Genomic DNA, 22,217 nt, shown 5'->3' with positions numbered 1-22,217 from the left:
GACGACCCGCCGCCGATCGAATGTTCATGAGGTCAACTTCCCGATCAGAACGACAATTTGAAACGATTAATTAGTACGTGCGGATTGCTGCCCACACTTCCGTAGGATATTCGGGCGAAGTAGGCGTGTCAACTAGAATATAGCGAGCAAGGTATGAATTCTTATCAGGCCGAGTATTCGGGTTATTCCGGATGTAGGAATCACAGCTCCGGCGTCGAGAATCGCCTCGTGGCCGCCCGGAAATGCGCTCAGACGTGCCAATCAAGTCCCACATCGAGCGATTTCGCCGCGTGGGTGATGCCGCCAACGCTGATCCGATCAACGCCGCTTTTAGCGATTCCGCGAACTGTTTCGAGATTCACCCCGCCCGAAGCTTCCAGCTCCACTCCTGGGGCAAGTGCGTTGCGCATGGCCACGCCCGCGCGGAGTTGCTGAAGCTGCATGTTGTCGAGCAACACAATCTCAGGCCGCTCGGGCAACACGGCTGCAAGCTGTTCGAGCGTATCAACTTCGATCTCGACGATTCCCGCACTGGCCAGCTTGTCGACCGCGGCGAACTCCCGCAGGAATTCTCTCGCCTGCCGCACTGCCCGCGCTGCGGCGTCGCCGGCGGGTTCGCCCGGGCGAGCGAACTGGGCCAGATGATTATCCTTAATCAGCACGGCGTCGTAGAGGCCGAGCCGGTGATTGCGGGCCCCGCCGCAGCGGACGGCGAACTTCTCGAGCCGCCGCCACCCAGGGGTCGTTTTTCGCGTGTCGTAAATTCGGGCGGGCGTTCCGGCGACCCGCTCGACGTATTGGGCGGCCAGCGTCGCCACCCCCATCATGCGGCCGAGTATGTTTAGGATGATCCGTTCGCAGGTCAGTAGGTCACGGACCTGGCCGCTCAGGCGACCAAGCGTCGTCATGGCGCTGACCTGGTCGCCATCCGCCACTCGTGCCTCAAACGTGAGTTGCCCCCCCATTTCGTCGATGGTCACTGCGATGGCTTGTATTCCCGCCACGAATCCAGCCTGCCGAGAGACGATGTCGGCCGCGCCGACGCGGTCGGGCGCCACGAGAGCGAGGGTGGTCCAATCCTGCTGCCGTTCTAGATCCTCCCGGACGGCTAACCGGACCAGCTGCTGGCAATCTTCGATCGTGGCGGCGTCCCATTCAATCTGCTGAAAATCATGATCCATGGCTTTCGCTCCCTCCTGATTGCGGGCAGCGGCCGCAACTCCGCTCACTTTCCCCGACTCCCACAAGGCGGCGTCCCGCTATAATTCGAGATTCCGTTTTGTACCGCGCCCTGAACGCCCCCGTCGACCGTCGCGATGCCCTCCCCTCCCCCGCCAACGCCGTCCGGCGCGCTGATTCGCCCCCGCGAACGTCGCACGGTCACCGTGCTGACGGCCGGCGTTCTGGCGTTGATGGCGGCAGGGTGGTGGCGGCACTCCAGCAATGAGCGCGGCACGATTGACATCGATCGTGCCGCCCCGCTGACTGCGAAGTTTCAGGTCAACGTCAACAAGGCCGATTGGCCGGAACTGATGCAACTCCCCGGCGTTGGCCGCACGCTTGCCGAGAGGATCATGGCGGAACGCGAGGAGCGAGGAGCGTTCCATAGCGTGGAGGAACTGACTCGCGTCGACGGCATCGGCCCCCGGACGATCGACCGGATTCGCCCCTACCTGCTGCCGATCGCGGACGAAGCGGAAGTTGCCAATCGCTAGCACTATTGCCGACCTGACCGAAGGATTTCGCCGTGCAGTTTCAACTAGAATCGCCGTTCCAGCCCGCCGGCGATCAACCGGCCGCGATCAAATCGCTGGTCGAAGGCTTGAAGAACGGACAGCGCGAGCAGGTGTTGATGGGCGTCACCGGCTCGGGCAAGACGTTCACGATGGCGAACGTCATCCAGCAGCTGCAGCGGCCGGCGCTGATCTTGTCGCACAACAAGACGCTCGCGGCACAGCTTTATTCTGAATTCAAAGAGTTCTTCCCGCACAACGCGGTGAGCTACTTCGTCAGCTATTACGACTACTACCAGCCTGAAGCCTACATCCCGCAGCGCGACATCTACATCGAGAAAGACGCGTCGATCAATGAAGAGATCGACCGGATGCGGCTGGCGACCACTAGCTCGCTGGTCAGTCGCCGAGACGTCATCGTGGTGGCCAGCGTCTCGTGCATTTATGGTTTGGGCTCTCCTGAAGATTACAAGCAGATGATGGTCGGGCTGCAGGTCGGGCAATCGCTCGATCGAGACGACGTGTTAGCGCGACTTGTCGATATCCAGTACGATCGGAACGACGCAGATCCCGCTCGCGGGAAGTTTCGCGTCCGCGGCGATTGCGTGGAAATTTGGCCGTCGTACGAAGAGTTCGCGTACCGCATCGAGTTCTGGGGCGACGAAATCGAGCGTCTCTCGATTATTAATCCAGTGACGGGCGAGGCGGTGAACAATCTTGAGCAGATGTATATCTACCCGGCGAAGCACTTTGTGTTGCCGGAAGAGCGAATTCATAACGCGGTCGATTCGATTCGGAAGGAACTAGCCCAGCAACTAGACCACTTCCGCTCCGTTGGGAAAATGCTCGAGGCGCAACGGCTCAACGCGCGAACGCGGTTCGATATCGAGATGATGATGGAGGTCGGCTACTGCCCCGGCATCGAGAACTACAGTCGACCGCTTAGCGGCAAGCCGCCCGGTTCGTCCCCGTCGACGCTGTTCGACTTCTTCCCGAAAGACTATTTGCTGTTCATCGACGAATCGCACGCCACTGTCCCTCAGATCGGGGCGATGTACGCCGGCGACCGTAGCCGGAAAGAAACCCTCGTCGAGCATGGCTTCCGGCTGCCCAGCGCGCTCGACAATCGACCGTTGAAATTCGACGAATGGCGGGAACGAGTGAGCAGCGCCATCTACGTGTCGGCGACCCCCGGCAAGTACGAACTGGGCCAAACGGGCGGCGAAGTCATCGAACAGGTCGTAAGGCCCACGGGACTGCTCGACCCGGTGATCGAAGTCGTTCCCGCCCGCGGTCAGGTGCCGCATTTACTGGAGGAGATCAGGGCTCGCGTCGCGGTGGGCGAACGGACACTGGTAACGACGCTGACGAAACGGCTGGCGGAGGATCTGTCGAACTACTTCTTGGAACAGGGCATCGCGTGCAAGTGGCTCCATAGCGAGCTGGATGCGTTTGAGCGAGTTGAGCTGCTGCGCGATCTACGGCAAGGTCGGTTCGAAGCCCTCGTGGGCGTGAACCTGCTGCGGGAAGGGCTCGACTTGCCGGAAGTTTCGCTCGTGGCAATCCTCGACGCTGACAAGGAAGGATTTCTCCGCAGCGAAACGTCGCTGATGCAGACCATCGGCCGCGCGGCACGCAACGTCAATGCAAAGGTGATTCTCTACGGCGACAAGATGACGAACTCGATGCAGCGGGCAATCGACGAAACAGAGCGTCGTCGGAAGCTGCAGCATGAGTACAACCAGGCTCACGGCATCACGCCCGAGACGATCAAGAAGGCGATCCATCGCGGAATCGAAGCGGACGCCAGCGCTCACGCCAGGGCGAATGCGGCCGTCGGTCGAACCGACGAAGCGCAGTACATCACCGCAGAGTACCTGGCTGAACTGGAAGCGGAGATGCTGGCCGCGGCTGATGCGCTGGAGTTCGAACGGGCGGCGGCGATTCGCGATCGGATCGAAAAAATGCAAGACTCGATCGGCGAGACGGTCGATTCGGTGAAGGAGACCAAAGCAGGTAAAGGCCGCCGAGGGAAGGGACGCGTGCCGCGGCCAAAACGAAATGTGTAGTTGGCCATCCGAGTATGGCTGCATATGAACGAGTATGGCTGCATATGAAAAGGGACGGCCCGCAGCGGGCCGCCCCTTTTCTTTTTGAATGCTTCGCCCAGCGCTTACTTGGGCGCGTCAGCCGGGGCGGCCGGGGTGGTCTCAGCGGCTGGCGTGGTGGCGGCGGGGGCAGTCGGCTCGGCCTTCTTTTCGGCGCAGCCGATCATGCCGACCGTCATCGTCAAGCCAAAGAGCAACATAGCAATGCGTTTCATACGAAAGAACTCCTGTTTGTGAGCAGCCTACGAAAGGCAACCAATAGACCTGTTTAGCCGCGACGCTCGGCGGCCTGCCGTCGTCGCGTAAGTATACCCGCCCCTTGCGCTCCTGCTGACGGGGCGACGAATTCTCTGCGTTCCGATGCGGTTCCACGTTAAGCGGCGTTGACTTTGACGGCAACCTAACACTCCGAACGCCCGGTTGCAATCAGGCGAACGATGTAAGCTTTCCTCATTTTGGGCGTCAAAGTCTCGCCAGCTTCGCCAGGCGGCGCCGGGCGACTGGCAAGGTTGGCAAACTGCGCCTGTCGCAGCGATCGGTTTGAGCGCGCCGGCCGCTCGCGACCGAAAGATTGTCTAGCGAGCCTTGAACGCGATGTTTTCGCAGCTTCGACTCGCCCCCCGCCTTGGCCCGATCGGAATCCTTCCGAGGGTAGTTCGCCCCCGCCTTCGCTATCTTGGCAGGAGACGCTCCGTCCCATGAAATCAATCCGCACTTACGGGCTGAAGCTCGCCGCCATCTCGGCGCTGGCGATCGCGGCGCCCGGTTCCTCCGCCGTGGCGCAGGAATTCGTCGAAGAACCGACCGTCCCGGCGGCCCCCGCGACCGAATCGTGGTATCCAAAGACCGAAAAACGGAATGAGGCCCCCACGGTCGCCCAACAAAAGGCGATGGAGCGGGGCGCCCAGCGGATGGCCCGCCTCGAAGCCCTCCGATGGTACGGCTTCTCGAACAGCCGTCCGACCGCCTCGGGAATGCCGTACACGACGATGTACAGCCCCGCTTGGCAACAACCGGGCGGACGTCCATTCGCCTGGTACACCAGCAGCCGGCCGATCGTGATCTACAACATCGAGCCGAGCGTCGTCCGTTAGACCCTGGTTTGCGGCGAGTATTACTTTAATCCAGCGAGCCGCCGGTCGTTTCGATCGGCGGCTTTTTCTCGTTGGCGAACGACGCGCGATCTGGTCAAGCGACGTCAATCGAGGCTGGTAGCATCCGGCCGAACTGGCTGAATCTCTCGCGCCGTCCGGGGCGACGCTTAGCTCAGGACGACCGTCGACTCGGGCGATCGGTCAATCTAGCCGAGCGGCAAGCAGAGAGGAGCTCGGCCAGGCGGACCGATACTTTGCCGCCCGAAGGGTCGCGCCGCAGCAGGTCGCAGAGCTGCTGGGCGGAACGAACCACGGGCAGGTCGGTCGGGTCCTGCAATTGGGCGATCAGCTCTTCACTGATGCGGAGCACCGCCTGCCAGTCGCTGAGGGCCGCCGCGCGGAACAGCCGCTCGACGCCGTCGAGTTGCCGATCGACGACGTCCTCGACCAGCCGCGCCTGTCGCGCCAGCTGGGCGTTGAGCACAGCTAGCCGTCCCAGCGAGGGGTAGTCGGTGGTGTCCATGCGGATCGGCCGCCTATGCCGCGCGGCGGTGGGCGGCGGTTTGGCGCTGGAGCCGCATTGCGGTGAGCTGCCGCATTGCCAGCGGCACCACGCGCTCGGTCGAGCGGACGACGACCAGCAGTTCCCAATTGGCGTCGACGCCGGGTTGTTGGGCGAAGGCGAGCCGCGTTTGTTGGCGAATCTCGCGGGCGGCGCGGGCCCGGACGTAGCCGCGGGCTTCGCTGGGCCCCATCGTTTCGATCCGCTCCTGCACGAGCCGGCAAATCGCTTCGACGCTCGCCTCAGCGACGTGTCGAACCAGGGCGTCCAGTGTCCGGCGACGACGCGCCGCCACGCCGAAGGATCGTTCGAGCATCGTGCAGATTCCTTTCCTGCGAGTGCTAGTGGCCGACAGGGCGTTCGAGCCAGCGGGCATCGTGCCGCTGAGAGGTCATCGAAATTTTGTGAGGTTCCGCTGCAAACCAATCCGATAAACAGGCACTAGCGTCACACGCAGCAAGGAAAACCCTGTTTGCCGAAACGACCTAACCCGCAAAAGACCTGCACTTGACCAGGTCGAACGGATTTCATAGTTTTCTAAGGACGAGTGACACGGCGCCGTAGCCAAGTGGCTAAGGCATCGGATTGCAAATCCGACATCGTGAGTTCGACTCTCACCGGCGCCTCTTGCCTAGGCCGTTGGCTTCCTGGGAAGCCAACGGCCTCTTTTTTGCGCTGCGTCGCAACTAGCTAGCAGCGCGACAAGAGGCGTTTCTTGGCCATCCCTCCGATCGAGGGGGTTTTGCTTTTGCGTGCGCCCCGGGGGGGCACCAATAAAAAGCCGCAAAATTCTGGGCCTGCGTACCGCCGGCAAGCGGAATTGAAGCGGTGTTTTCCGACTCGTTGTACCGTATTGAGCGTGAAAACGGCGCCGGAATTTTGCGTTTTTCTAATCGCGCTTCCGAGACGCAAAAGTCGCAAAAGTCTCCGCGTGCAGTCAGCAGGAACGCTCCCGGTTAGGGCCGTCGTTGTGGAGACAATGTCGAGTTGCCGAAGAGCGACGAGGGACGAGAGAACGCCTCGCCGAACGTCACCCTAGCAGAGTGCGCGGCCAATTTCAGCAACTATTTCTGGCCGCTTGCTAACTGCACCGTCTGAAAAATTAACCGCCAAGGACGCCCAGGAATCACGGCGAAAATTGAGCAACGACGGCACGACGAGCACGGCGGCAAGCCTGAGGATTCGATGGGACCGCGGATGAACGCGGATAGACGCAGATGATAAATCATCTGCGTTCATTGGCCTCAAACGGCGGTTCCACTGTTCTCAAATGTTTAAATGAGTTAGACGCTCTCTCAGTGGCGGCCGAACAGTTTGCTGGCGTAGAACTCCAGATAGCCGCAGTGTTCGCAGCAGAAGGCGGCGATGGGGAGCGAACCGGCGGGGAGCTTGGTGCCGCTGAAGAACGACGTCTCCGGCGGGCCGGGGCGCCACGTCATTACTTCCACTGCGGCGCGAGTCTTGTCGGCGACGAAGCCTTGGTTCATCTGGCCGTTGCATTTGGGGCAGACGATGGCGGCGGCTTCCATGGATGGATTCATCGGTTGAGAGCAAAGGCTACGTCTTGCAGCTTGTCTACCAGCGAGTGGCAGGAGACTTCTCGTTGCGAATCGATTTCTGCAGAGCGGTGAGAGTCTCCGTGCAGCTCGCGGTTGCCAATCGCTTCTTGCCGAGCGACAAGGTGAGCGAGCGGACGTTGCTGTTGCGGCGGGAGAGCTCCAGGATTTGCGTTTGGACCTTTTGAAATTCCTGGTAGGCGGCTTGGGCTTGCGCTAGTTCGGCCTGCTGCTCGGCGCCGGGGAGGTTGGCGAGCGTTTCCAGGGAGGCGCTGACCTGCTTGTCGAGCTCGGTCATTTCGCCTTCGATGCGGTCCATCTCCGCGTCGCTCGACTCGGCGATGTGGGGGCCCTGCAAGGTGTGGATGTTGTGGGCGGCGACGACGGCTTGGAACGCTGCCTGCGCTGCCTGGGCGCCGTCGGGGGTGGCGCCCGCCGTGGCGGCGAGCTGTTGCAGCGCGGCGTCGAAGCGCGCGAGGGCCTCGGCGGCGGGGCCCAGTGAGAGTTTCACGGCTTTGAGATTTGTGTTCTCGACGGCGAGGGCGAGAATCTCGCGGTCAAGATCCTGGTACGCCGCCCAGGCTGTGTTGAACTCGTTGAGAAGCTGTTGCTCGTCTTCAGCTTGACCGTTTCCCTCAATCAAGCCGCTGAGCTCGCGCCTGTCTGCTTCGACGGCAGCGGATTTTTGTTGCGCCTCGGCGGCGTTGGTCTGCGAGGCTTCGTCGGTTTCGGCCATGACGGCGCTCTTCTCCGCCTCCGAAGCCGCTTGAAGGTTGACGAGCATGGCGGCGACCAGATGTTCTTTGGCGTCTTGTTCTTTCAAGGTGGAGAGAATGCCGCGGCTCGACTGGTTGACGCCGAAAAAGTAGGCGCCGACCAGCAGGGCCAGCACGGCGAAAAAGGCGACCAGGCTCGTGCGGAGGGTTGATCTGGTTTCGTCGGCGTTCACGGCGGCGTTCCTGGGGCGGACACGAACTAGATATACGACGTCAGCGTGGGTGTCAGTATAGCGGAGGGCGCAGGCGCCTGGCCCTGCGGTTCTCGTCCCGCGGGAGCGGAAAATAAGGGGCTGGGTCCGTAGGCGCGCACCAGCGGCGGCTTGGCGTGCGAAGGGGTCGGGAACCTTTTGCCACTGGAGGCGTTCTGCCAAACGCGACTCGCCAGTGGCAAAAGGTCCCCGACCCCGTTGGATCGCTGATTAAAGGCGAATTACGCCGTTTCTTCGATTTCGATCGGCTTGGACGTGTCGCGGTCGTGGAAGGCGACGAGGAAGATCACTAGCACCGCGGCGGCCATGCCGGCGGGGAGGAGCCAGAACTCACGCCATTGGAGCATCGTTTCGCGTAGCAAGGCTGTCGATTCGATTGCCTCTGGCCGAGCAACCGAGAACATTTGCTTGAACGACTCAGCGAACGACACGGTTTCGGCAGGCGTGGCAGCCTTGAAGGCGTCAGCGAGCTCCTGGTACTTCGGCACCGAGGTGGCAAAGCGATTGCCGGCGACCATGTAGCCGAAGAACATGCCGACGCCCTGGGTGAAGAAGACGAGCATCCCCTGAGCCTGCCCGCGAACTTCGTTCGGGGCCTTGCTGTCGGTGTACATGAAGCCGGTGACGAAGAAGAAGTCGTAGCAGACGCCGTGGAGGAGGACGGCGGCGAGGATCATCCAGACGGTTTGATCAGGCGCTCCGAAGGCGAACAAGAGGTAACGAATCACCCACGCGGCCATGCCGACGAGAATCATCCACTTCACGCCGAGGCGGCGGAAGAAGAAAGGGATCAGCAGCATGAAGACGATTTCGCTCATTTGGCCGAGCGTCATCGTCGAGGCGGGTTGCTTGAAGCCGATCTGGCTGAGGTAGTTGGACGTGAAGCCGTAGTAGTAAGCGAGCGGAATGCAAATGAGCGTCGAGCAGAGAATGAAGACAAAGAACGAGGGGTTTTTCAGGAGCCGCAACGCGTCGAGCATCAGCAGCGTACGCATATCCATCGGCTTTCCCTTGGCCGGCGGCGGCGTGTGGGGCAGCGTGAAGCAGTAGACGCCGAGTAGACCCGAGCACACGGCGGCGAGGTAGAAAATGTTGTAGCTGGCCGACCAGCCCTTGAAGCCGACGACGAGGCCGGCGGCGATCCAGCCGATGGTGCCCCAGACTCGGACTCTGGGGAACAGGCTCTGGTCGGAGATGTTGGTGAAGGCGATCGTGTTGCTCAAACCAAGCGTTGGCATGTAGCAGAGCATGTGGCCGAGAATCAGCCAGTAGACGATGTTCGCGTTTCCCGCTTCGGCGTAACCTGGCAAGACCCAGAGGAGACCCCCGCCGATGAGCAGCAGCACTCCCATCACCACCTGGGAGGGAAAGAAACGGTCGGCGATCAGGCCTAGGAACAGCGGGGCGACGATCGCCGCGATCGGAGCGGTGCCGTAGGCGGCGGCGATCGATCCGGACAAATCGTTGGCCCCGAGGCAGGCGCCGAGCGTCACGAACCAGGCCCCCCAGGTGAAGAACTGGAGGAACATCATCACGGACAAGCGGGCGACGGCTGACAAGGCTACGTCCTCGTATGTGCGGGGAAGGCGAGCTACGGCGACGAGCGGGGTGGAAAAGTTTGGCCCCCCGCTGCCGCCCGCCATTGGCGATGGGTAAAAGTGTAGTTTGCGGCTGGGCCGCGTGAAAGCCGCAGGGAGGATAATAAATGACGAAGTCAGAATGACGAATGACGAATGGAAAGGCGTGGTGGGCCCCATTCGGCATTCGGGCTTCGTCATTCGTCATTTCCTCCGCAGTTCGCCCACGCCCACTGACCCGTTGACGGTGCACTACTCATGTCTCTTCGCTTGGCCATGTGGTCGGGACCGCGAAACATCTCCACCGCGATGATGCGGTCGTGGGGGAGTCGGCCCGATGCGGCGGTGTGCGACGAGCCGCTGTACGCTCACTATCTAAAGATGACGGGCGACCGGCGGCATCCGGGGTACGACGAAACGCTGGCCCGTCACGACGCTGAGTTGGCGACCGTCATTCGCTGGCTGACCGGGCCCGTTCCGGACGGCCGGCAGGTTTTCTATCAAAAGCAGATGGCCCATCATCTGTTGCCAGAAGTGGAACTGGCGTGGATCGATGAGCTGACGAGCGCGTTTCTCATTCGTGAACCGCGGGAGATGCTCACGTCGCTGCTGGAGTTCCTGCCGACGCCGCGCGTGGAGGACACAGGGTTGCCGCAGCAGCTGGCGCTGTTCGAGCGGATTCGCGCGCGTACCGGGCTGACGCCGCCGGTGCTCGACGCGGCGGACGTGCTGCGGCAGCCGCGGCGGATGCTCGCCCTGCTCTGCGACGCGGTCGACGTGCCGTTTCGAGAGGAAATGCTCCGGTGGGCGGCGGGGCCGCGTGAGACGGATGGAGCCTGGGCGCCGTTCTGGTATGCCAAGGTTTATGAGACGACGACGTTTGCGCCGTACAAGCCGAAGGAAGACATCGTGCCTGAACGCCTGACGAAAGTGCTGGCCGAGTGCGAGCGACTCTACCGGCGGTTGTATGAGCACCGATTGCGGTGAATGCGACGAGTTGCGTCATCCTGAGCGAAGCGAAGGATCAGATGCTGTTTTTGAGGCTCTAGATTCTTCGCTTCGCTCAGAATGACACCGCCCTCCCCTTTCTATTTTCACTTGAGTAACGGTTCAAAAAGAGCATGCTGCAGAAATACGACGAACGGAATCGCGACTTGCAGGTGAACATTAACGGGCGGCTGGTTCATCGCGATGAGGCGGGGATCAGTCCGTTTGATTCGGCGGTGCAAGGCGGGGACGCCGTGTGGGAGGGACTGCGGCTGTACAACGGTCGGATCTTCAAGCTGCGCGAACATCTCGATCGTTTGGTCCACTCGGCGCAGGCGCTGGCATTTGCCGAGATTCCGCCGCACGAGAAGATCATCGAGGAGATTCGCCGCACGCTGGCGGCGAACCAGATGCGCGACGGCGTGCATATTCGTCTGACGCTCACGCGCGGCGTGAAGGTCACCAGCGGCATGGATCCGCGGCTCAACCAGGCCGGGCCGACGCTGATCGTGCTGGCCGAGCATAAGCCGCCCGTTTACGATCAGGCGGGGATCCGGCTGATCACGTCGGGGTATCGGCGGCCAGGGCCGGAGGTGCTCGATCCGAAGATCCACCACAATAATCTGCTCAACTCGATCCTGGCGAAGATCCAGGCGAATGCGGCCGGGGCCGACGATGCGTTGATGCTCGATGGCCGCGGATTTATTGCGGAAACGAACGCGACCCACGTTTTCTTTGTCTCCGAGGGAGTCGTCTGCACCTCAACGACGGCGGCCTGCCCGGAGGGGATTACGCGGTCGGTGGTGCTGCAACTCTGCCGCGAGCATGGCATCGCGTGTCGCGAGGGCGACTTTAGTTTGGCGGAGCTTTATCGAGCGGAGGAAGCGTTCTGTACCGGCACCATGGGGGAGTTGACGCCCATCGTCGAGGTCGACGGGCGGTCGATCGGTCGCGCGGGCGATCGACCGGTGCTGAATCGGCTGACCGCTTGCTTCCGTGAGCTGACGGCAACTACTGGCGAAGTAGTCGTCGAGTAGGGTTGCTTTCCCAAATCAAATGAGGACTTGCGATGGATTCAACGGAGTTGCTGTTGCATTGGGTCGACGCGACGCGGCAATCGTTCCAATATCACAAATCGCTTGTCGACCGCGCGGTCGCTCAGATCGGCGACGACGCGCTTCATCAGGCGCTGGACGAGAACACCAACTCGATCGCGGTGATCATGCAGCACGTCGCCGGAAATCTGGCGTCGCGGTGGACCGATTTTCTGACGAGCGACGGCGAGAAGCCCGAGCGTAATCGCGATGGCGAGTTCGTTGATGCGCGGGCCGGTCGCGCGGCACTGCTGGCCGCGTGGGAAGAGGCGTGGCGGGCGCTGTTTGGCACGCTGACCTCGCTAGACGCGGCCGACATTGCGCGAACGGTGCAGATTCGGGGCGAAGCGCACTCCGTGCCGCTGGCGATGCAGCGATCGTTGGCGCATACGTCGTACCATGTGGGGCAGATCGTTCAACTCGCCCGGCATTGGGCGGGCGACGAGTGGACGACGCTGACGATTCCGCGCGGCGGTTCGGCGGCGCACAACGCGGCCGCATGGGGGAATCGCGACTACGCGCGGCGCGCCGAGCCGCCCGCCAGCTAGAGCATTCTCGTGGGCGCGCTTGCCGCCCCCGGCTCCGCCAGGGGGTAGCACAACGCGTAACGACGCTTGCCGTATGCTGGCCGATCCCCTGGCGGAGCCAGGGGCCGAAGTGCTCCAGACTACTTCGCCGCAGCTTGTTCCGCAGGCGCCGCCTCGGCGGCCGGGGCCGCGTCTGCTGCGGGGGCGGCTTCGGCCGCTGGGGCTGCCGCCGGCGCGGTTTCGGCCGGGGCCGCTTCAGCGACGGGCGGGGCGTCGAGCGCCTTGAGCTGCCCGTCGATTTCTTGCAGCTTGGCGTCGGCCGCGGCCTTTTCGGCGTTGGCGGCCTCAAGGGTCTTCTGCGCTTCGGCGGCCTTTGCGGTCGCCTCTTCCGCGGTTTTCTTGGCGGTTTCGAGTTCCTTCGTCAGCCGCGCCTTGACGACGCCGGGATGATCCCAGCCGAGATTTACTTCGAGGCCGGGCGTGCCTGCCTGCAGGGCGAGCGCGGGATCGTAGCCGACCTTCGTCTGCCAGAGGTAGAGCTTGCGGAGCCGCTTGGCGGCTTTGAGTTGTTCCAGGCCGGCGTCGGTAACTGCCGTGCTGTAGAGGTTGAGGTACTCCAATCGCGGCAGCGCGGCGACATGAGCGAGGCTGGCGTCATCGACGCTCGACTTTTCGAGATGGAGGCGACCGAGATTCTTCAGCGACGCCAGTTGCTTGTAGCCTTCGCCGGTGGCTTGAGCGCCGCTGAGATCGAGCCAGACAATTTGGTCGGCGGCGCCGGCCAAGGCGGCGAGCGCCTCGTCGCCGGCGGGCGAATCGGCGCGGGCGAAGCTCACTTGCAGCAGCGGGCTTTCGCCGTACAACGGCATGACGCTGGCGCCGGCTTGCTTGAGCTTTTCCAATGCCTCGGGGGCGGCGGGAGCGACCTTGGCCAGTTCAGCTTCATCAGCGGCTTTGAGCGCGGCTTCGGCCGCCTTGGCTTCCTCAGCCGCCTTCTTCGCGGCTTCGTCAGCGGGCATCGCCGCGTCGGCTGGAGCCGGCGTCGTCACCGCGGCCACCGCGGCAAGGACGGCGCCTTGTTCAATCCACTGCTTGATCAGCGCGATCTCAGCTTCGGGAAGGGGATCGGCGCCTTTGGGCATCCGCTTCTTGTCGTCGGCGGGGAGGACGAGGCGTTGGTAGAGCTCGCTCTCATCGGGTTTGCCGGCGACGAGCAGATGGTCCTTCTCCTCGAACGCCGTGATCTGGTCGGCCGAGTCGAGCCGCAACTTCGCCGCCGCCTTCTCGGCGCCGTGGCAGCCGGCGCACTTGGCGGTGAGGATCGGCTGGATCTGCGCGGCGAAGTCGATCTTGTCGTCCGCCTGGGCGAGCGACGAATTCAGCGGCACGAAACCCAACGTGAGGCAAGCGAGGATGCAGCAGCGACGCATGGTGAAACGCTCCCGGACAGGTCGAGCAAGTGACAACGACGATGACGAGGCTCTTCTCGAAAAGTTACCTCGGAAAAGCAGCGCGGTGGCGCCAGCTCGATTGTAATCGCCGCGGCGAGCCGAAAACACCCGCCCACGGGCCCTCCATTGCCGTCCTCTCGAGCCGTTGATAAACTAGCCGGACTCAACTCGGCCGTTTTCGACCGTCGATCCGCCCTCTTCCTGCGGCAGGATCGCGTCGGCCGGGCACAGAATCTTCAAAAAGTTCGGGCCGTAGCGCAGGCTGGTAGCGCGTTTGACTGGGGGTCAAAAGGTCGCAGGTTCGAATCCTGTCGGCCCGACTTTTGTTTAAGACGGCGAATCAGGGGGCTTTCGAGAGAGAGCTCCCTGGTTCTGCCGCTGGGCCGCCTGAGTTCCCTACGATCGGGCCCGCGTTCTTAGCGCCGCTCGCGGCGCAACTTTTTCAACTGCCGGGCTATCGAAGCACGTCTCGAGACGCCGTTAGTTCGACTTGGTCGACCCCCGGCGGCGGCGACGCTTCGCACTCATGGGTACCTGGGGCGCTGCGCGAGCCCGATTAAATCTGAGCCGCCGTTCCATGCGGATGTTGGTGTTTCGCATCTGCTTTTCGGCGCTTGCGGGTATACTCAGCGGCGACTTTCCCTCGTCGCAAATCGGAGTCGTTGCCATGAAAGCGTGCGCCTTGTTGATTGTTGGCGTCGTCGTTGCTTGGGCCGCTCACAACGTAGACTGGAATCGAGAGGCGATTGGGCAGGAAGTCCCAAGCGACACGGGCTTTGCACTCATCGGCGAGCCCGTCCCCGCGGCGAACGCCCGCTCCAATCGCCGTGCGCCAGCGGACCTAATCATTGGGCGATGGCGCGATCACGCCCAGCCAGATGACGCCGTAATGGAATTGCTTCCAGACGGCACGGGAACGATTTCAAACGATTCGTCCACAGAGAAGTTCAGCGTATTGATATCGTGGACGATCGTGGCCACCTATGAGAATGCTTGTTTGGTGAATCTGAAGTATGAACAGCCAAGAGAGGATGGAGCGAAGCCACTGCCGCCGGAAGCAAAACCGTTCAAAATGCTTGCGGTGTTTGATGGCCCGGATCGGTTTGTGTTTCAACGGGGGCCGAGCGACATCACTGTCATGGATAGGCAACTATCGGAAAAGCCGCGAAAAGGCGAGCCGCCACCACGATCCGACCGATCGGCGAATTAACCAGAACGCCCAATATGGCCAAGTATATCCGCTACGCCCTGGCGACTGTTTGCTTCGCGGCGAGCGTCGCTTGTGTGGCGTTGTGGTGGCGCACCGAAACCTTCGTTTACACTGTGCAGCGACCGATTAGTGGAAGTTCGAACGGGTTCCAGGCGGCGTTCTACTCTGGCTCGGCAGCAATAGGCATATATCCTCGCGGAACGATCGGATTGCTGGCGACCGCTCCGCCACGATAGATGTTCGAAAGAATTCCAAATGAGGTGGCCGGCTTTGCAACCGGTAATGCTCCGGGCAGTTTCGGGCAATTCCAAATCATCGACCTCGGCGGGGTCTATTTCCCCCTTTGGTATCCCGCCCTCGTCTTCGCCCTCGCTGGCGCCGGCGTGATTCGCTTCCGTCGCCAGTTCTCGATTCGCTCGGCGCTAATCGCCTTCGCCGTCGTCGCCGCGTTGCTCGCGGCGCCGGTGATGCTTTGAGCGCAAGAAAAGAGCGTCGCGCTATCGGAAGCGATTCACGCGACGCCAAAGCCGGTCGCCGGAACCGGGGGTGAGCCGGTACGGCTAGATTCCCGCCTTCGCGCGTCATTTTGGCGAACATTGCCGCAGGGACGACGGGCGAAACGCGCAATCGCGTCGAAAGTTTGCGCGGCTTGGCACGCTGACATTCAATCGAAGGATATCGGCAAAGGCGGAAGCCTGGCGCCGGCTTGTCAATTGCCGATTCTGGTCTCGGTCGCGGTCTCGGACGGCGGCCAATTCCGGTTCGCGAATAGCCTTTAGCGTAGCGGGGCGACAGTTTGCGGAGCGCGATTTGCAGTATTTCCTCCGGCACCGTCAACGGAGGCAAGCGTGGACTCGATGCAGGTGGAAGTTGTGCGCCGTCACCTTCGCTTAGATGGCGTGCAGTATGAACTTACGGCGCTGCGGGAGGCGGGCGGCGACTACCAAGCGACGTGGCGCTGTCCGAAATGCCAGGTCGGTGGCGCGTCACTATTGGCTTACCCGCGACCAAATGCGGCCCTCGACTGGGCGCAGAACTGCGCCACGTCGCATGAACGGCAAGTCCATGCTTCTTAGGCATGCTGTTCGGTAACGGCCCCGTCGCTGGTTGATCTGGCGAGGGCGACCAAGTGGATTGACTGCGTGCATTCTCCGCTCATCCCGACGCCGATTCGCTGAGCGCTGAGACCGCGTAAGTGATTCGCCATTGTTCGACTGCAGCGTGCTGGTCGCTTGCGCGATTGGCCAACTGGGCGAGGTCGAGTATCGCGAAGGCATTTTCGTGAGCGGGGATCGCTTGAAGCGCCTTCCAGAGCGACAGCTTGCCGAGGATGCCGATGGCGACGAGCTCCAGGCCTTCAAAGATGCTGAACGGGTCGCTGCCGACCTGCAATTTGGCGCGGCCCAACTTCTGGGCAAGCCAGGCGGAGGCCTCTTTGATCATGCTCGGTTGCGAGTCGAGCCGTCCCAGGATCTGCTCGACGAGCTGCTCGTCGGCTTCGATCTCGGCAAGCAATGTCCGCGCGAACGCGGCAAGATCCGCGTCGAGGGTTTGCGCGCCTAAATCGGCGAGGAGCGACGTGGCGAACTGAGCACCGGCCAAGTGGTCGCGGAGATAGGTCTGGAGGTTTGCGGACACGCTTAGTTCCCTATGCTAGTGACCGTTGTGCCGCTTTTGGTAGATCGAGCTTCTGCGCCTGGCGTTCCGGCGTCGATGTGATTGCCATCGGCGACGCTGCGAAGTTGATTTCTGAGATCCAAAGCGTTGAGAGTGGCGGCGCCCAGGGCGGTGTTATCGAAAATGATCCAGGCGTCGAGCGAGTCAGTTATCGACCGCGTTAGCCGCTGAGACAGATCGACAAGCGCCCCTCGATCGTAGGACGAATAATAAACCTGGGGCGAGCCATGCCAGCGGTAGTAGACGAGGCCATTAGCGGTCAGCGGCATGGCGGCAGCCGGCGTTGCGGGCGGGTCGGCCGCCACGCGGCCAATGCGATGTTCGGCGAGTACCGCCTCGGCAGAGGGCTCGAACCACGAGGAATGCCGCGGTTCATAGACGATTGGGCAACGGAAGGCAGCGGTGAGTTGCTGGAAGAATGCTGTGGCGACGTCGCCGTCAAACGCGAGGCTGGGAGGAAGTTGGACCAGGACGACGCCGAGCTTCGCGCGAAGGCCGCCGGTTTCCGACGCAAAGCGGGCGATGGCGTCGGTGGAGGCCAGCAGCCGGTTGAGATGCGTGATTTGCTTGGGCAGTTTCACTGCGAAACGAAAAGTGGGAGGCGTCGACGCAGCCCATCGATCGTACGTGGCGAGGCGGTGCGGCCGGTAAAACGAGGAGTTGATTTCGACGGCGTTGAAGCGGGTTGCATAGCGCTCTAGATGGCTGCCGCAGTTCGAGAAGAGATCGCCATGCTCTTTCCGGAGACTCCAGCCGGCGCACCCGATGTAGATTGTCGCAGCCATTCGTTGCATCCCTTGAAGACGGCGCAACGTTCGGCAATTCTCGTGCCGTGGCCTATCAGCCCGGGTCCCGTCGAAGGAGGCGTCACTGAGATCGCGAACATCTTGAGTTATCAGCGTCGCCAGGAAGAATGAACTGGCGTCGAACTGCCAAAACTCACCGAGGGAACATGCCTGCAATCAGCGCGGGAACCTTGCTGTGCATCCGTTCGCCAGAGCTGCGCGTGCTCCTGGCTCATCCGGGCGGTCCGTACTTCGCTCGGAAAGATTTGGGCGCTTGGACGATCCCCAAGGGGTTGGTTAATGACGGCGAAGAACTAGAGATTGCCGCGCGAAGGGGGTTCGAAGAGGAGATCGGCTGGCGTCCTGCGGGGCCGGCGGCGCCGTTGGGAATGGTGCGACTTCGGTCGGGCAAGATCATGCATGGGTTCGCCGTCTGGAGCGACGAATTGGAGGCTGAAATCCTGGCGCGCTTTCGGCCGGGGAAGTTCAGCATGGAATGGCCGCCAAAGTCTGGCATGCTGGTTGAGTTCCCGGAGGTCGATCGCATCGACATGTTTGCATTAGGTGATGCGAGGACAAAAATCGCGGCGGCCCAGGCGCCGCTACTCGATCGTGTTGCCCAGCTACTTGAAGCAACTCATTAACGGCGAGGCGACGCCTGCATTCTGCCGCCGGCGTCATCGCATCAGTATGTAAAGCAGTAGCGTGCCGAGCAGCGAGATCACTAGCGAGCCGAGACATCCCAAACGGCTCGAGAAAAACGCAAACAAATGTCGCCTCCTAGCTCAAGTTGCGCTGCCTGATCGAGCGGAGCACCATGTGCGCGGCGATGGTGGCAGCATCGACTATCAAACGATTGGCGGCGGCGCCATTCACGGTTTGGTCGGCTCGGACCAGCTCGTCGACGCGGGGTTGTGCCAGATGAGCGGCACGAGCCTTAAAATCGTCGCGCATCTCCGACGTGACTCGGGAATTTGCGGCGAACTTTTTCAGCGCATGCTCCCAGAGCGCTGGATTTTTCAGCGCATGCTCCCAGAGCGCTGGATAAATCTCCGTGGCCAAACGTGTGGCTGACGAGGTTGGCAGACGAAGGTTTACCCAGTGTCGGCCGGCGCGAACGAGCGAGTGAAATCGACGGCTGAATTGTAGAGGCACGGGCGCAGATCGCTTGGATAGCTTGGATTGAGTGGTCGGCGATGATGCCGCACGCGAATCCTGCGCCGTTTAGTCTTCCCGGATCCGCGATGCGGCGTGCGTTTTTGGAGAGCATAGAATCACCTTTTTTACCGAACTCCGGCGGCAAACGACGTTTTTAGTTCGACCTCGCTGCGAAACTGAAGCCAGTTCCCGAGGAGATGGGGCAATCGCCCGAGTTGGGCGGCGTGCTTAACTCGTCCTGCCTGATCGATCTTGAGTCATCTCTTGGGGGGAGACGAGTCGCGCGGGCGTGCTTCGCTGGAATCCGAAAGCTGCCGCGACGCGCTCCCCAAGCCGCGTAGTCGCAGTGAATGGGCCTCCGGCGTCAAATCGGTAGATGGGTACGACTCTTGCCACAAGGATTGGGCGACGACCGCAACTAAAGGGAGGGAACATGGCCAAGAGTACGCGCAACCGGCCCGCTAGCACTCGTGAGTCGAACGCTCGGCAAACAAATCGACCGCCGCAAATTGTTCAAACGGTGGAACAGTCCGTACAACAATTGAATGGCAGGTCCTCGGGGCTGCAGAATGTGGGCAACCCGGAGCGGGCCATCTCGATTGCTGCGGGAGCGATCTTGGCAGCACTTGGTCTGCGGCGGCGAGACGCTACCGGAGTCTTCATTGCCGGCGTCGGTAGCGCGTTGGCGTTTCGAGGCATCACCGGGCACTGCAGCCTCTACCAGGCTCTCGGGGCTAATACCTGCCCCTGTGACGCTGATCGCGATGACGGCGTCGAAGTCAGTGCTTCGTTCTTGATTAATAAACCGGCGGAGGTCCTCTATTCTTTCTGGCGCCACTTCGAGAACTTGCCGAAATTCATGTCACATTTGGAATCGGTCAGCGAGCTTGATCGGGGCCGTTCCCATTGGGTTGCCAATGCTCCCGCGATTTATGGCGGCAAGGTCGAATGGGACGCTGAGATTACTGCCGACGAGCCGAACAAGCTTATTAGATGGCGCTCGCTACCGGGTGCGGACATTGAACATCGCGGGTCGATTCAGTTTACAAAGGCGCTCGGAGATCGCGGCACGAACGTCCGCGTGGAGATGGAGTATCGCCCCCCTGCCGGGAAGTTGGGCCAATGGATTGCGAAGCTGTTCCACGAAGAGCCCAAGCAGCAAATCCATGACGACTTGCGCCGTTTCAAGCGGCTGATGGAAGCAGGTGACATTCTGACCATCGTCGGCCAGCCCCGTGGAACTTGCACCGGTCACGGCGTGCGCGAGTCGTAGTCGCCATCAAACTCTTACCCCTAAAGATTTCCCATGAAAGCCCTTACCTGGTGCGCGCCTTACAAGGTCAGCGTGGAAGAAGTTCCCCAACCGAAAATTCTCAATCAGCGGGACGCCATTATTCGCGTCACCTCGACCTGTATTTGCGGTTCGGACCTGCACTTGGTCGATGGATTTATTCCGTTTATGAAGCCTGGCGACATTCTCGGTCATGAGCCCATGGGAATCGTCGAGGAGCTTGGCCCCGGCGTCGACCAGAGTAAGATCCGCGTCGGCGATCGCGTGGTTGTCCCGTTCATGATTAGCTGCGGAGAATGCTTCTTCTGCCGCCGGCAATTGTACAGTTGCTGTGACAATACCAACCCCAAATCATCGATTGGCGAAGCGATGCATGGCCAAGCGACCGCGGGCGTGTTCGGCTACTCCCACCTGACGGGCGGGTATGCGGGCGGACAAGCGGAATTTTTACGCGTTCCGTTCGCGGATTTTAATTTGCAAAAAATGCCGCAGGAGTTCACCGACGAGCAACTGGTGTTTCTAACGGACATTTATCCGACGGGGTACATGGCCGCTTGGCAATGCGACATCAAGCCCGACGATACGGTGGCAATCTGGGGGTGCGGTCCGGTCGGGCAGTTCACGATTCGGAGCGCGGCCTTGCTGGGGGCGGGACAAATCATTGCGATCGACGACGAGCAGAAGGTGCCGGAACGAATGCAAATGGCGCGCGACGGCGGCGCCATCACGATCGATATGCATGACGAGTACGTCTATGACCGACTGATGGATCTTACCGGGGGCATCGGCCCCGATGCGTGCATCGATGCCGTCGGTATGGAGGCGCACGGGTATACGGCGATTGAATCGCTGTACGACAAAGTGAAGACGAATCTGTTCATGGAAACCGAGCGCCCACATGCGTTCCGTCAGGCGGCAATGTGTTGCCGCAAAGGCGGGACCCTTTCGGTACCAGGAGTCTACGGCGGGTTTGCCGACAAGATTCCACTGGGCGCCATCATGAACAAGGGCCTGACGATCAAGACGGGGCAGACGCACGTCCACCGCTTTGTCCCGGAACTGTTGGAACACGTGAAGCAAGGTCGCATCGACCCCAGTTTCGTGGTCACTCATCGGTTGCCGCTAAGCGAGGCTCCGCGGGCGTACGATATGTTCCGCGCGAAAGAAGATGGGTGCATCAAAGTGGTGCTTGACCCGGCTGCTTAGTACGGGGGGCGCGCCGTCGCGACGTTGGCCCTGTTGCGCTAGCCATCGCTTGGGGCAACGGCGAGCGCGGCGGAAATCCTTTAGCGAACGACGCGCGCATCGCCTCCGGCGGCCAACTTGGTCACTTCGCTGAGCGAAGCCATCGAGTTATCGCCGGGCGTCGTCATGGCCAGCGCGCCGTGGGCGGCGCCCAGATTGAGGGAAGTTGGGATCGGTTGACCAGTGAGCAGGCCGAAGATAAGTCCCGACGCGAAGCTGTCGCCCCCGCCGACGCGGTCAAAAATTTCGAGCGACGCATACGTCTTCGAGCGGTAGATCGCTCCATCATGCCAGCAGATCGCCGACCAATCGTTGACCGTAGCCGATTGAACCGAGCGGAGCGTCGTTGCCACGAGCTTGAAGTTCGGGAACTGAGCGACAGCGGCCGCGACCATGCGCGCGAAGTCTCCTTCCACCTCAAGCAGCTGGGAATCTCCGCCGGTGCTGACGCCGAGGCCGGCAGAGAAATCCTCTTCGTTACCGATCATCACGTCGACGAGCGGCGCCAACTGACGATTGACTTGACGGGCCCGATCGACGCCGCCGCGATCCTTCCAGAGGCTGGGGCGATAGTTGAGATCGTAAGAGACGATGGCTCCGTATTCGTGAGCCTTGGTGCAAGCTTCGACTGCCAACTCGGCGGTCGCGTCGGATAGCCCGGCGAAGACGCCGCCAGTGTGAAACCAGCGGGCCTTCGCCGCGCCGAAGATGGCATCCCAATCGACCATGCCGGCCTTGAGCTGGCTCGCCGCGGAGTGGCCCCGGTCCGAGACGCCCAGGGCGCCGCGAACGCCGAATCCGCGCTCAGTGAAGTTTAAGCCGTTGCGTACGCGTCGGCCGATGCCGTCGTCCGCTTGCCATTGCAGAAAGCGCAGGTCGACGCCTCCCTGGAGCATCAAGTCTTCAATGAGCCGGCCGACTTCATTGTCGACCAGCGCCGTGACAATGGCCGTGCGCAGCCCGAAGCAGCGGCGCAGTCCGCGCGCGACGTTGTACTCGCCGCCCCCCTCCCAGGCCTGAAAGGAGCGCGTGCGGCGAATCCGTCCTTCGCCCGGGTCAAGCCGTAGCATCACCTCGCCGAGCGCGATGCAATCGTAGAGACATTCTTCAGCGGCGAGGAGATTGAGCGACACGAGTTGGCTCCAGGACGGTAAGGCACGACCGGCGATGACGC

The 22,217-nt window shown here is 61.7% G+C and carries 23 protein-coding genes and 2 tRNA genes; 13 read left to right on the top strand and 12 right to left on the bottom strand.

Translation table 11 applies throughout. The annotated features are described in order from the left end of the window. Positions 1–248: 248 nt before the first annotated feature. On the bottom strand, positions 249–1,181 hold the full coding sequence (gene nadC, locus I41_RS18990) for a carboxylating nicotinate-nucleotide diphosphorylase (protein ID WP_145434506.1): 933 nt from the start codon (positions 1,179–1,181) through the stop codon (positions 249–251). 135 nt (positions 1,182–1,316) lie between these two features. On the opposite strand from nadC, the gene I41_RS18985 reads away from it, so the two are divergent. After that, positions 1,317–1,715: a ComEA family DNA-binding protein gene (locus tag I41_RS18985; protein WP_145434505.1), complete on the top strand. Its 399-nt coding sequence runs from the start codon at positions 1,317–1,319 to the stop codon at positions 1,713–1,715. A gap of 32 nt (positions 1,716–1,747) precedes the next feature. Next, positions 1,748–3,802: an excinuclease ABC subunit UvrB gene (gene uvrB / locus I41_RS18980; protein ID WP_145434504.1), complete on the top strand. Its 2,055-nt coding sequence runs from the start codon at positions 1,748–1,750 to the stop codon at positions 3,800–3,802. Between the two features lie 104 nt (positions 3,803–3,906). On the opposite strand, the gene I41_RS27415 is transcribed toward uvrB, so the two are convergent. Next, entirely contained in the window at positions 3,907–4,056 is a 150-nt protein-coding gene (locus I41_RS27415; protein WP_168207014.1) for a hypothetical protein, read from the bottom strand. A gap of 483 nt (positions 4,057–4,539) precedes the next feature. On the opposite strand from I41_RS27415, the gene I41_RS18975 reads away from it, so the two are divergent. Then, positions 4,540–4,935, top strand: a complete 396-nt coding sequence (locus tag I41_RS18975; protein WP_145434503.1) for a hypothetical protein — start codon at positions 4,540–4,542, stop codon at positions 4,933–4,935. A 172-nt stretch (positions 4,936–5,107) separates the two neighbouring features. Here the strand turns inward: I41_RS18975 and I41_RS18970 are convergent, their stop codons facing one another. Both I41_RS18970 and I41_RS18965 read right to left on the bottom strand, forming a co-directional pair. Beyond that, positions 5,108–5,458, bottom strand: a complete 351-nt coding sequence (locus I41_RS18970; protein WP_145434502.1) for a hypothetical protein — start codon at positions 5,456–5,458, stop codon at positions 5,108–5,110. Between the two features lie 13 nt (positions 5,459–5,471). Then, positions 5,472–5,813 (bottom strand): hypothetical protein, encoded by a 342-nt coding sequence (locus tag I41_RS18965; RefSeq protein ID WP_145434501.1) that lies wholly within the window; start codon positions 5,811–5,813, stop codon positions 5,472–5,474. Between the two features lie 238 nt (positions 5,814–6,051). Between I41_RS18965 and I41_RS18960 the strand changes: the two genes are divergently transcribed. Continuing rightward, positions 6,052–6,123, top strand: a tRNA-Cys gene (locus I41_RS18960). Positions 6,124–6,792: 669 nt separating this feature from the next. Here the strand turns inward: I41_RS18960 and I41_RS18955 are convergent. The 3 genes from I41_RS18955 to I41_RS18945 all read right to left on the bottom strand — a co-directional run bounded on the left by I41_RS18955 (position 6,793) and on the right by I41_RS18945 (position 9,600). Continuing rightward, positions 6,793–7,026, bottom strand: coding sequence for a PF20097 family protein (locus tag I41_RS18955; protein ID WP_145434500.1), 234 nt, complete (start codon positions 7,024–7,026; stop codon positions 6,793–6,795). A gap of 46 nt (positions 7,027–7,072) precedes the next feature. Then, positions 7,073–8,002, bottom strand: coding sequence for an MCP four helix bundle domain-containing protein (locus I41_RS18950; protein ID WP_168207013.1), 930 nt, complete (start codon positions 8,000–8,002; stop codon positions 7,073–7,075). A 260-nt stretch (positions 8,003–8,262) separates the two neighbouring features. Then, the gene (locus I41_RS18945; RefSeq protein WP_246133704.1) at positions 8,263–9,600 is read right to left on the bottom strand and encodes an MFS transporter; all 1,338 of its coding nucleotides are present in this window, start codon (positions 9,598–9,600) and stop codon (positions 8,263–8,265) included. 276 nt (positions 9,601–9,876) lie between these two features. Between I41_RS18945 and I41_RS18940 the strand changes: the two genes are divergently transcribed. The 3 genes from I41_RS18940 (at position 9,877) to I41_RS18930 (ending at position 12,247) form a co-directional block, all read left to right on the top strand. Further along, on the top strand, positions 9,877–10,605 hold the full coding sequence (locus I41_RS18940) for a sulfotransferase-like domain-containing protein (RefSeq protein ID WP_145434498.1): 729 nt from the start codon (positions 9,877–9,879) through the stop codon (positions 10,603–10,605). A gap of 134 nt (positions 10,606–10,739) precedes the next feature. Then, positions 10,740–11,642, top strand: a complete 903-nt coding sequence (locus I41_RS18935) for an aminotransferase class IV (RefSeq protein WP_145434497.1) — start codon at positions 10,740–10,742, stop codon at positions 11,640–11,642. 32 nt (positions 11,643–11,674) lie between these two features. Further along, a complete protein-coding gene (locus I41_RS18930) occupies positions 11,675–12,247 on the top strand; it encodes a DinB family protein (protein ID WP_145434496.1) in 573 nt (190 codons plus the stop codon). Positions 12,248–12,366: 119 nt separating this feature from the next. On the opposite strand, the gene I41_RS18925 is transcribed toward I41_RS18930, so the two are convergent. Beyond that, positions 12,367–13,656 (bottom strand): c-type cytochrome domain-containing protein, encoded by a 1,290-nt coding sequence (locus I41_RS18925; protein WP_145434495.1) that lies wholly within the window; start codon positions 13,654–13,656, stop codon positions 12,367–12,369. A gap of 267 nt (positions 13,657–13,923) precedes the next feature. Here I41_RS18925 and I41_RS18920 point away from each other — a divergent pair. The 3 genes from I41_RS18920 to I41_RS18910 all read left to right on the top strand — a co-directional run bounded on the left by I41_RS18920 (position 13,924) and on the right by I41_RS18910 (position 15,363). Then, positions 13,924–13,997 (top strand) — tRNA-Pro (locus tag I41_RS18920). Between the two features lie 569 nt (positions 13,998–14,566). Then, complete coding sequence (locus I41_RS18915; RefSeq protein ID WP_145434494.1) at positions 14,567–14,887, top strand: hypothetical protein; 321 nt, start codon at positions 14,567–14,569, stop codon at positions 14,885–14,887. 260 nt (positions 14,888–15,147) lie between these two features. Then, positions 15,148–15,363, top strand: a complete 216-nt coding sequence (locus I41_RS18910) for a hypothetical protein (RefSeq protein WP_145434493.1) — start codon at positions 15,148–15,150, stop codon at positions 15,361–15,363. Positions 15,364–16,042: 679 nt separating this feature from the next. Here I41_RS18910 and I41_RS18905 read toward each other — a convergent pair. Next, positions 16,043–16,525 carry a hypothetical protein gene (locus I41_RS18905; protein ID WP_145434492.1) on the bottom strand — a complete coding sequence of 161 codons (483 nt, stop codon included), beginning with the start codon at positions 16,523–16,525 and terminating at the stop codon, positions 16,043–16,045. 2 nt (positions 16,526–16,527) lie between these two features. Further along, on the bottom strand, positions 16,528–17,349 hold the full coding sequence (locus I41_RS18900) for a DUF72 domain-containing protein (RefSeq protein WP_210421001.1): 822 nt from the start codon (positions 17,347–17,349) through the stop codon (positions 16,528–16,530). 167 nt (positions 17,350–17,516) lie between these two features. Between I41_RS18900 and I41_RS18895 the strand changes: the two genes are divergently transcribed. Next, the gene (locus I41_RS18895; protein ID WP_145434490.1) at positions 17,517–17,993 is read left to right on the top strand and encodes an NUDIX domain-containing protein; all 477 of its coding nucleotides are present in this window, start codon (positions 17,517–17,519) and stop codon (positions 17,991–17,993) included. A 136-nt stretch (positions 17,994–18,129) separates the two neighbouring features. On the opposite strand, the gene I41_RS18890 is transcribed toward I41_RS18895, so the two are convergent. Further along, the gene (locus I41_RS18890) at positions 18,130–18,411 is read right to left on the bottom strand and encodes a hypothetical protein (RefSeq protein WP_145434489.1); all 282 of its coding nucleotides are present in this window, start codon (positions 18,409–18,411) and stop codon (positions 18,130–18,132) included. A gap of 616 nt (positions 18,412–19,027) precedes the next feature. Between I41_RS18890 and I41_RS18885 the strand changes: the two genes are divergently transcribed. Beyond that, positions 19,028–19,780 carry an SRPBCC family protein gene (locus tag I41_RS18885; RefSeq protein WP_210421000.1) on the top strand — a complete coding sequence of 251 codons (753 nt, stop codon included), beginning with the start codon at positions 19,028–19,030 and terminating at the stop codon, positions 19,778–19,780. A 33-nt stretch (positions 19,781–19,813) separates the two neighbouring features. After that, positions 19,814–21,004, top strand: coding sequence for a zinc-dependent alcohol dehydrogenase (locus tag I41_RS18880; protein WP_145434487.1), 1,191 nt, complete (start codon positions 19,814–19,816; stop codon positions 21,002–21,004). An 80-nt stretch (positions 21,005–21,084) separates the two neighbouring features. Here the strand turns inward: I41_RS18880 and I41_RS18875 are convergent, their stop codons facing one another. Continuing rightward, a complete protein-coding gene (locus tag I41_RS18875; protein WP_246133703.1) occupies positions 21,085–22,176 on the bottom strand; it encodes a sugar kinase in 1,092 nt (363 codons plus the stop codon). Positions 22,177–22,217 lie beyond the last annotated feature (41 nt).

It is taken from the genome of Lacipirellula limnantheis (assembly GCF_007746075.1).
Lineage (GTDB): Bacteria > Planctomycetota > Planctomycetia > Pirellulales > Lacipirellulaceae > Lacipirellula > Lacipirellula limnantheis.
Note: the sequence above shows the minus strand (reverse complement) of the source record. Positions and strands in the feature narration are given on the sequence as shown.

Excerpts from the sequence above, each read along its gene's own strand:
- nadC (WP_145434506.1), bottom strand. The coding sequence starts at position 1,181 with ATGGATCATGATTTTCAGCAGATTGAATGGGACGCCGCCACGATCGAA.
- I41_RS18985 (WP_145434505.1), top strand. The coding sequence starts at position 1,317 with ATGCCCTCCCCTCCCCCGCCAACGCCGTCCGGCGCGCTGATTCGCCCC.
- I41_RS27415 (WP_168207014.1), bottom strand. The coding sequence starts at position 4,056 with ATGAAACGCATTGCTATGTTGCTCTTTGGCTTGACGATGACGGTCGGC.
- I41_RS18975 (WP_145434503.1), top strand. The coding sequence starts at position 4,540 with ATGAAATCAATCCGCACTTACGGGCTGAAGCTCGCCGCCATCTCGGCG.
- I41_RS18970 (WP_145434502.1), bottom strand. The coding sequence starts at position 5,458 with ATGGACACCACCGACTACCCCTCGCTGGGACGGCTAGCTGTGCTCAAC.
- I41_RS18965 (WP_145434501.1), bottom strand. The coding sequence starts at position 5,813 with ATGCTCGAACGATCCTTCGGCGTGGCGGCGCGTCGTCGCCGGACACTG.
- I41_RS18955 (WP_145434500.1), bottom strand. The coding sequence starts at position 7,026 with ATGGAAGCCGCCGCCATCGTCTGCCCCAAATGCAACGGCCAGATGAAC.
- I41_RS18940 (WP_145434498.1), top strand. The coding sequence starts at position 9,877 with ATGTCTCTTCGCTTGGCCATGTGGTCGGGACCGCGAAACATCTCCACC.
- I41_RS18935 (WP_145434497.1), top strand. The coding sequence starts at position 10,740 with ATGCTGCAGAAATACGACGAACGGAATCGCGACTTGCAGGTGAACATT.
- I41_RS18930 (WP_145434496.1), top strand. The coding sequence starts at position 11,675 with ATGGATTCAACGGAGTTGCTGTTGCATTGGGTCGACGCGACGCGGCAA.
- I41_RS18925 (WP_145434495.1), bottom strand. The coding sequence starts at position 13,656 with ATGCGTCGCTGCTGCATCCTCGCTTGCCTCACGTTGGGTTTCGTGCCG.
- I41_RS18915 (WP_145434494.1), top strand. The coding sequence starts at position 14,567 with ATGGAATTGCTTCCAGACGGCACGGGAACGATTTCAAACGATTCGTCC.
- I41_RS18900 (WP_210421001.1), bottom strand. The coding sequence starts at position 17,349 with ATGGCTGCGACAATCTACATCGGGTGCGCCGGCTGGAGTCTCCGGAAA.
- I41_RS18895 (WP_145434490.1), top strand. The coding sequence starts at position 17,517 with ATGCCTGCAATCAGCGCGGGAACCTTGCTGTGCATCCGTTCGCCAGAG.
- I41_RS18880 (WP_145434487.1), top strand. The coding sequence starts at position 19,814 with ATGAAAGCCCTTACCTGGTGCGCGCCTTACAAGGTCAGCGTGGAAGAA.